The sequence below is a fragment of the Mesorhizobium sp. M7A.F.Ca.AU.001.01.1.1 genome (assembly GCF_004022735.1).
GTDB lineage: Bacteria > Pseudomonadota > Alphaproteobacteria > Rhizobiales > Rhizobiaceae > Mesorhizobium > Mesorhizobium ciceri.
The window spans coordinates 1-7,853 of the sequence record NZ_RZPF01000258.1; the positions used below are offsets into that span (position 1 = coordinate 1).

The 7,853-nt window shown below is 56.7% G+C and carries 6 protein-coding genes and 1 pseudogene; 4 read left to right on the plus strand and 3 right to left on the minus strand.

Annotated features, from left to right (window positions below):
• A pseudogene (locus EN884_RS39570) lies at positions 1–193 on the plus strand (thermonuclease family protein); the annotation flags it as partial.
• A gap of 205 nt (positions 194–398) precedes the next feature.
• Here the strand turns inward: EN884_RS39570 and EN884_RS17240 are convergent.
• Together EN884_RS17240 and EN884_RS17245 are read right to left on the minus strand one after the other, a co-directional pair.
• On the minus strand, positions 399–1,826 hold the full coding sequence (locus EN884_RS17240) for a hypothetical protein (protein ID WP_127224116.1): 1,428 nt from the start codon (positions 1,824–1,826) through the stop codon (positions 399–401).
• A 49-nt stretch (positions 1,827–1,875) separates the two neighbouring features.
• Positions 1,876–2,649, minus strand: coding sequence for a hypothetical protein (locus tag EN884_RS17245; protein WP_342030137.1), 774 nt, complete (start codon positions 2,647–2,649; stop codon positions 1,876–1,878).
• A 602-nt stretch (positions 2,650–3,251) separates the two neighbouring features.
• On the opposite strand from EN884_RS17245, the gene EN884_RS38985 reads away from it, so the two are divergent.
• The gene (locus EN884_RS38985) at positions 3,252–4,286 is read left to right on the plus strand and encodes a hypothetical protein (RefSeq protein ID WP_127224115.1); all 1,035 of its coding nucleotides are present in this window, start codon (positions 3,252–3,254) and stop codon (positions 4,284–4,286) included.
• A 241-nt stretch (positions 4,287–4,527) separates the two neighbouring features.
• Here EN884_RS38985 and EN884_RS17255 read toward each other — a convergent pair whose 3' ends face one another.
• The gene (locus tag EN884_RS17255; RefSeq protein WP_063168136.1) at positions 4,528–5,907 is read right to left on the minus strand and encodes a tyrosine-type recombinase/integrase; all 1,380 of its coding nucleotides are present in this window, start codon (positions 5,905–5,907) and stop codon (positions 4,528–4,530) included.
• A gap of 826 nt (positions 5,908–6,733) precedes the next feature.
• On the opposite strand from EN884_RS17255, the gene EN884_RS38680 reads away from it, so the two are divergent.
• Positions 6,734–6,907 carry a hypothetical protein gene (locus EN884_RS38680; RefSeq protein WP_158515786.1) on the plus strand — a complete coding sequence of 58 codons (174 nt, stop codon included), beginning with the start codon at positions 6,734–6,736 and terminating at the stop codon, positions 6,905–6,907.
• An 82-nt stretch (positions 6,908–6,989) separates the two neighbouring features.
• Positions 6,990–7,853: DEAD/DEAH box helicase (locus EN884_RS17260; protein WP_128360648.1), on the plus strand; the 864-nt coding region annotated here is incomplete at its 3' end.

The following is a 7,853-nucleotide window of genomic DNA, read 5'->3' on the forward strand; positions in this document are numbered from 1 at the left end:
GCTGAAGATGGTTCCATGTTCCTGCCCGGCAGGCACTGAGGGCACCGGCAAGTGCAACTACGGGCGAAGTTGCGGCTCTCTCTTTGCCGATGGCCAGGATGTGGGCGACATATTGGTGTCAGAGGGGCTGGCTGTACCGTTCGTCTGTGGCTCTACAAGCTGTCCGCCGACGCCACGCCCTTGGTGTGGGTAGGCTGCGCTTAAAACCCCCACACTGCCAACGCCTTCTCGGCACCCGCCGATCTTCCTTGATCCTGAGAACGGCCTGTCACCGGGCAGCCTGCTGATGCATGGAGGTGGCCGGCTGAACACCTCGACCACCCGTACGCTGAGGATTTGGCAGCGATCATGAGCAGTGATGCGGCTCTATCAATGAAAGGACGATGAGCTCACGAAGCTCAGGGCACATAGCCCATGAGTTTGGCAAGCGCGATAGCGGTAGTTCCGATGGCAACTGCTGCTGTCGAAATTCCCGATATCTTCTTCGCCCCGTCCTCGACTTTGCCAAGGACGTCGACCGCTTTCTTCAATTTATCGGGTGTGGGCTCTATTTGGGCCGCCTTCACGTGTTCAAGCGCATGCTCCTTAAGCTCGGGGGCAACGCCGGAGTCGTGTATGGCTTTGATCGCCTTGGAAAGCTCGGCCTGGATCAGCTCTATCGTTTGCGGCTGGTAATTAACATTGATCTCCCCCGTGTTCGTCGCATCGCCACCCATTGAAACAGCTCCGGCATTAATGCCGCCAGATATATTCGTGGTATTGTTGGTCACGTTAATGCTCCTGAATAAGTCGTCGGAACCGTCGAATGATATACGCATGAGCTTGCTGTAGAGTTCGGTCTTGGCGGCGTGTCCTTCGATCCTCCGACGCAGGAGAGAGTTTTGCGCCTCTCTTTCGTAGAAGTCGAGCACAGTACATTCATATGTTGGCGACCGATCCGCATGGCGCACCATGTGGTCCATGAGTGTATGAGCAATCTCACTGTCCGCCTCGGTCATGAACCAATCGTGCGCCAAAGCCTCGAGCCCGTCGTAATAGGTATCCTTTAGCCCGATAGCCAAAGCGAGGCGGACCTCAGCCTCATCGTCGCCGGCGCCGTTGGCAATGTAATCCTGGTGATCGGCAGCGTTAGCGTGCATGGCGATCGCGCGATACATCCAGCCACGTACATTTGGTGGCCTGCTCTCCACCGAACTGAGCGGGATACCCAGATCGTCAATAGATAGGTTGTCGTTCTCGGCCACGGCCCAAACGGTATACTGGACGACAATATCGTCGTCGTAAGCGCCGAGCGCTTTGACGATTTCGGAATTACTGTGCCGTGGATGAAAGAGATTGTGAGGGGCTCTGTTCAAGCCGACAACGATTAAGCCAAGTTTGAGGACGTCCGCCGACGCCTTCTCAATGTCGACCGGAATGCCCGTCAGGTCCAGTTTTGTATGTTCCACATGCTGCAGGGCCGCAAGGACTCGCATTTGCGGGTCGAAGAGATCGAGATCGTCTATCGCTTTGGTCGCGTCTCGCTTCATCCTGTAAATCGCGGCGATGGCTGCCGCTGCAGTCTGCGGGTCGGAACTAAATTCCTTGAAAACTCCCATCACACATTCGAGGCTGACAGCCGCCGTTCCGCATCTCGCCAATGCATTCAAGGCCCAACGCCTCAGCTTTTCGTCCGATTTTCGGGTGTAAAGAATGCCGACGATTGATTGCTGAACGCCAAGAAGTTCGCTTTGGACGATCCGATAGCCAAGTCTGTATATTCGGCAAATATATTGTAGTGCACGCTTCGTTCGCGCAGAGTCTGACGTTTCCAGCTGCGACTTCACATACGCAACGCTTGGCCCCGATAAGATGAGCGACGATGATGCCAAGTTTTCAGCCGGCTGACAGGTTTCGATCCGTTGTCAGTAACACGTATCGTGACCATGGGTCGAAATCATCGACGTTATTCACAGGAGTGCGCAAGTCGAGCCAAGTCAGGTCGTTCAACGCCAGTCGCCGCCGTTCAGGATGAAACCAGTGTGGGCATTCGAACGAAATAATCGCGAGCAGTTCATTCTGCCCCTCACCATGCGAAACCCACATAAAATACCTTAGGTGAGCAGCAAGCCGGTTGACACTGGCCGGCGTTCTAATCTCGGGAACATCGAGGTCAACTTTTGCTGCTTGGACACCCGAGTCCACAATTCCGAAGTCGTCATTGAACAATGTCCGTTGCTCAAGATGAACGAGAGTCGAAAATCCAACTGAACGTCTCGCCATGAATGCATCACGGTCATCGCGGTAGCGGCCGAGCCTGTAGCTCAGGACCTCGCGGTCGCGGCGCACCGACACAAAAGACCAAAGAAAGACGCTGCTGGGTCGCTTTGCCTTTGGATTGTCGTAACGGTAGCGGTTCGAGCGTAGCAGGCCGAATACTATTTCCGGTTCAATTGGTCTGCCGACTTCCGCGATCAGGGCAAGGTCGCTAACGTCAACTGCGAGAGCAGGCCCGCGCAATAGTTCGCGCATGCGGCGTCGAGTAGCGATCGGTTGCCTGTGGTCCTCGGGAATGGTGTCGTCAGTGAGGAACTCCCTAAGGAAAAAGCGCCCTGGCTTTGTCCTAAAGAAAAGGCTGTTGTCGCGATGAGAGATGATGTCTTCGCTCAACCTAGCTCCGAGCGTCTTATGCTGCGTCCGTCCGTGCAAGTGGGTTGGCACGTAGCCGAGGCGATAGGCAGCAGCCAACATCGCGCGGGGACTCAAGGGTCTCCGTTCGATCCGAAGGATAGACTCAGCGATCGCTAGGTAAGCATCCAAATGTCGCGTCCACGTTGATGATTTTCAAGGATTGGAACGTTAGTCCTCCAGCTCCTTGCATACAAGGCGACGGTCCGCGTACCTTTACGAAAGCCGACGATATTCTCCGCTTCACCTCAGGCCGCGCCTCGCCGCTGCCATTACCGTCCCGTTCCTGAGGGCGGCCTAAGGCAGGAGCGGAGGGGTATGGGATAGCGAACCACCGGGTCGAACCGCCGGGATCGAAGTCTATGGACGGCTCAAAGTTCCCCAACATGTCCCGCAAAGCCGGCTCGGATGGCCTCTTGCGACGTGGCGATATTGTAGAGGTTGCACATAGTTTCTAATACCCGTGCCAGATCATTGAGGCGTCAATCAGTTCTTTGACCATAAATCGAACCTTTCACAGTTGGCGCTTGAAATGGCGCTTCAACTGGATCTTACTTGTGACGGGCAGGGTAGGGTAGCCAGTTATGCGTTCAGTTTTGAGAGTTTTAGCTGTTGCGTCAATTATCGCGGCCGCAACATGGTCGGCCAAGGCTCTGGAATACAAGCCGGTATCGTCGTCGGGCGAACTTCCGTTTCTCATCGTCTCCGGTGAATTTGGGGTCAACGAACCTCTGAATGAGTTTAGCCGCGCTGTCACAAGCAGTGGGGCTAGAGTGGTCGTATTCGACTCGCAGGGGGGTAGTATCGGAAGTGCAATGCAACTTGGACGTATGATCCGGGCAGCCGGCCTTGACACGCTTCAAGTCCGGCAGTTGCAGTGCGCGTCGGCTTGCTCCTTGGCTTTCATGGGTGGCGTTCGCCGTGTTGCCGATCCGGGCTCTATTGGTGTTCACCGCTCATCCTTCGCCCCAGAGAGCGGGATGTCTACCGACGAGGCTGTGGCGAACGTTCAAGCCGTAACTGCCGATATCATGTCCTACATGTCCGAGATGGGCGTGGACCCCAAGTTGATGGCCGTAGCATTGAGTTACGACAGGTCTGATATGCGATATCTCTCCGCCAGTGAGATGGCTGAACTGCGCGTAACCAACATTTCCACCACGCCGCCGTCCGTTGACACGTCGCGTGTGTCGCCAATGCCCACTCCGGCCCCGGCTGAAGCCAGCGCAGACGAGCGGCAGCTAGAGAGCGCGGCGGTAGCATTTATCAAGGGGCTCATCGAGCACCATGGCGACAACGCAGATTTGGCGATCGCTCAGGTTCAAAATTCGTATGCTGGCATCGTCGATTATTACGGAAAGCCAACGGACCTAAGCTCGATCATCGCCGACAAGAGAAGCTATTTCCAACGATGGCCGGAACGGGGATACAATCTCCACGACGAGAGCGTCATAGTCACCTGTGCCAATGAGCGATGCATGGTGTCGGGCACTTACGACTGGGTCGTCCGCAGCCTGCCAAGGCACAAGCAGGCAAAAGGTGTGGCGCGGTTCAGCTACACGATTGCGATTGGGCAGATCCCCAAGATCATCGCTGAGACCAGCAAAGTTATGCGCTAGCGCAGTACAACGTCCGCGAGGGGAAGCGACGACTATCTTAGCCAACCGCAGCGAAGGCCTTCTCCGTCGCCTCAGTTGCAACCCTAAGCCGCCCCTCTTCGCCACCGTAGTTGTCCCCAGCGCCGCCCCCTGAGTGGCCCATGATCGACCGCTTGAGCTTCTCGGGGACCCAAGCGATCACCAGCAAGTCCTCCATTCGGTGGCGCAACGAGTGAGCGGCCCCAGGCAGAACCGGACTGGATCAGAGCGAGTTAGCCTTCTCAAGCGCCCGTCTGGCCATCTCAAGTCTTGCCTCGTCGCCACCGTAGTCCTCCCCAACGCTGCCTGAGGAATGGCCCAGAACAATGTCTTGGTCCGACTTCGTGACGCCGGCCAAGCGTAGGCGATCCTTCATGAGGTGGCGAAGCGAGTGGGTGGTAGCCTTCGGGTCCGTTACACAAGCCCGAACGTGCTTTCCCAAAGCAGCAGACGCTGAGGACGCACCCTTGGGCCTGCCGTAGGTTGGGAACAGCATCGCCGCGTTGCCCGCCGCAGCTTTGGCTTCTGTTGCAGCGTCCAATGCGTCCCCGATCAAGGGCACGTTACGGCGCGACACTGCATTCTTAATGCGGCGGTCGTCATGCCACTCGACCGTGATGTGCGGGATGGCATGTTCGAGATGCACGTCTGCGACCCGCAGACCCGAGACCTCGGCGAGGCGACATCCAGTCCCTTTAAGAATGCGCCAGATGTGCTGGAGGTCGGTCTTGGCGTGTGACACAAGGCGGCCCGAGATGGCGGCAGCCTCATCAAGGGTGAAGGGCCGGCGTTTGTCTTTATCAGGCTCTGCCTTGTCCTTGGGCGCGGCCTCCAAGTTCATGAAGGGATTGGTGACCCCGGTGAGGTCAAATTCTCTGATGGCGTGGTTGATCATCGCACGGACCACATTCAAGTAGCGGTCCACGGACGACGCTTTGCGGCCATCGAGCATGTGGTCCCTGACCTCTTTGGCGTCTTCCCGCTTGAGGTTGCTTAGTGTCCTGTCCTTGCCAAGCGCCGCGCTGACGAGCTTGAACACTCGCTCAAGCTCCATCTTCTTTGTTTCGTCGGTGCCAACCTTCTCTTTGAGGTACAGCCTCCTGGCATCTTCCAAGGTCGGGGCATGGCGCTGTTGATTTTGACCAAGGACAAGGGCGTGGATCAGGGCGCGGTCCGCCGACTCTATGCCAACGGGATTGCCTCGGTCGTCCACTGGATATTTCTCAGCAATCTGCTCCGCGATCAGCTCCCGAGCTAGCGCCTCGGGGTCATCCTCGTCCTCTGGACCGGTCCATTCGGGGTCGAGACTGAGCGCGCGAAGGCGTGTGCGGTTCAGCCTATGGTGCTCAAAGTCGGTCAAGGTGGGGGTGCCAACCAAGCTGCCTAGGGTTTGCGCATCGTGCGGCCGCGACCAAAGGCGCAACTGCTGCTCTGCCTGGGCATGCACCTTGGGGTAGGCCTTCAGTGCTTGATGTTCGGTCGCCCCGAGCGGGACCAGGATTTCCAACTTGCCCGCAGCGGCCTGGAGCTTCTTCGGAATTTTCCGCCGATAACGCCAGCCGGCGACGCCTCGTTTCTGTATGTGCTTCACGTCAATCTTCATAGCTCAGTGTACCCCGCAGTGTATCGCGCGGTGTATCTCTGGGGAAGCGGAAACCCTTGTAGTCCTTGGGTTTCAAGACTTTTCTGGATTAAGTGGCTCCCCGGGCCGGAGCCATGTCAAATATAATATTAGATAAAATCAGTAATTTAACGGGTTTCTGTATCGCAATTTGTATAGCAATATGGTTAGCAAAGTTCGGTCTCTCTCAGGGTTAGATTTTGAATCCAGTTGCAAACTCTATGGGCCTGTTTGAGCCCGTTGGCCTTCCGGATTGGAGGTGGCCCCAGATGCCTGCCTACAATGGCTTCACTCATGAGGAGCGAGTTCGCGGCTGGCAATTGATACACCACTTCACCGACAAGGGCTTGCTGCAAAAGCCCCAGCGTTGCTCGATCTCGGGCTCCACAGAGAGCCTTCAAACCCACTGCGAGAACTACTATTCTCCATGGTCGCCATATCCGATTAGCCGGCCAATTCACACGGCCTTGCATCGCCGGTTCCGGCAACCTGATCCTTGGAACCGGATCGTAGATAGATACGCCGTAACTGGAGAGGAGTGGTTTTGTGCCCTCGCCACGCAGCCATTTGACTTGGCCGCGATGCTACGTGCCCAGCAGGGGGCTCATATCGTCGACGTTTTCCGAAGAGCGCCTTTCCCTCCGAACAATATTGCCGGTGTCCAGCGCAGCTAACACGGCCGGCCACGACCCTATCGCGAAGCGTGGGGTTGGTATGCAAATAGTTTGTGCCTACTAAGATTCACAAGGGTCTAAGAAATTCATCTCATGCACGTTGCTCGCTCGCTGTCAGCGTCAATCCGGCTGTCTTGGAGATCGCGCACCAGCGCAAAGATCTTGGCGGTATCCATGAGTTCAACGAGATTGACGCGGCGCTCGCCGCTTTCGATGTCTGCAAAGAATGGCTGATCGCTGCCGAGGACTTAGGCGACTTTTTTGCCCTTGCTAGCGCCGCTGCAATCATTCTGTGGCATTCGGAGTGAACCGACTCCAGTGATCAACCCGGCGCTTGTCTGAATCAATCCATCCTGTTCATATGGCCCGCGATTCTCGGGTGGGCACCCAATGACCAACTATACACACTATCACAGCAAATATTTCGCCAACCGTATCATGCTGGAGGGCCGATCCGACGAAGCCTTCGCCAAGTCTCTTTCCACCGCTCGCGTCGACATGAAGCCGCATCAGGTCGAAGCCGCACGCTTCGCGCTGCATTCTCCGCTGTCAAAAGGGGTGATCCTTGCCGATGAGGTCGGGCTTGGCAAAACGATCGAAGCCTGTTTGGTCATCGCGCAGAAATGGGCCGAGCGCCGCCGCAGCATCCTACTCATCGTCCCCGCATCGCTGCGCACCCAGTGGCAGCAGGAGCTTCAGGAAAAGTTCTCGCTCCCGAGCGTCATCCTGGACTCGAAGACCTACAAGGAAACGGTCAAAGCTGGACACCACCATCCTTTTGAAAATCCCGCTGCGATCGTAATCACGTCGTATCAGTACGCCGCTAGCAAATCAGATGACGTTCACCGGGTCGGTTGGGATGTGGTTATCATCGATGAGGCTCACAGGCTCCGCAACGTTTACAAGAAAGGTGGTTCGGCGCAGGCGAAGAAGCTGCGGGATGCTCTTGCGTCGCGGCTGAAGGTCTTGTTGACGGCCACGCCGTTGCAAAACTCCTTGATGGAACTATTCGGGCTAGTTTCCGTCATCGACGACAATTTCTTTGGCGACGAGCATGCGTTCCGGACGATGTACGGCCGAGCGGCCGACCGGATCGCCTTGCAGAGCCTACGGCGACGATTGGCTCCGCTCTACAAGCGGCACTTGCGCCGCGACGTGCAGGCGGCAGGACATGTAAACTATACCAACCGACTCGCGGTCACATTCGATTTCGAACCGCATGACACCGAAGCGCGGCTGTACGAGGGTGTTTCC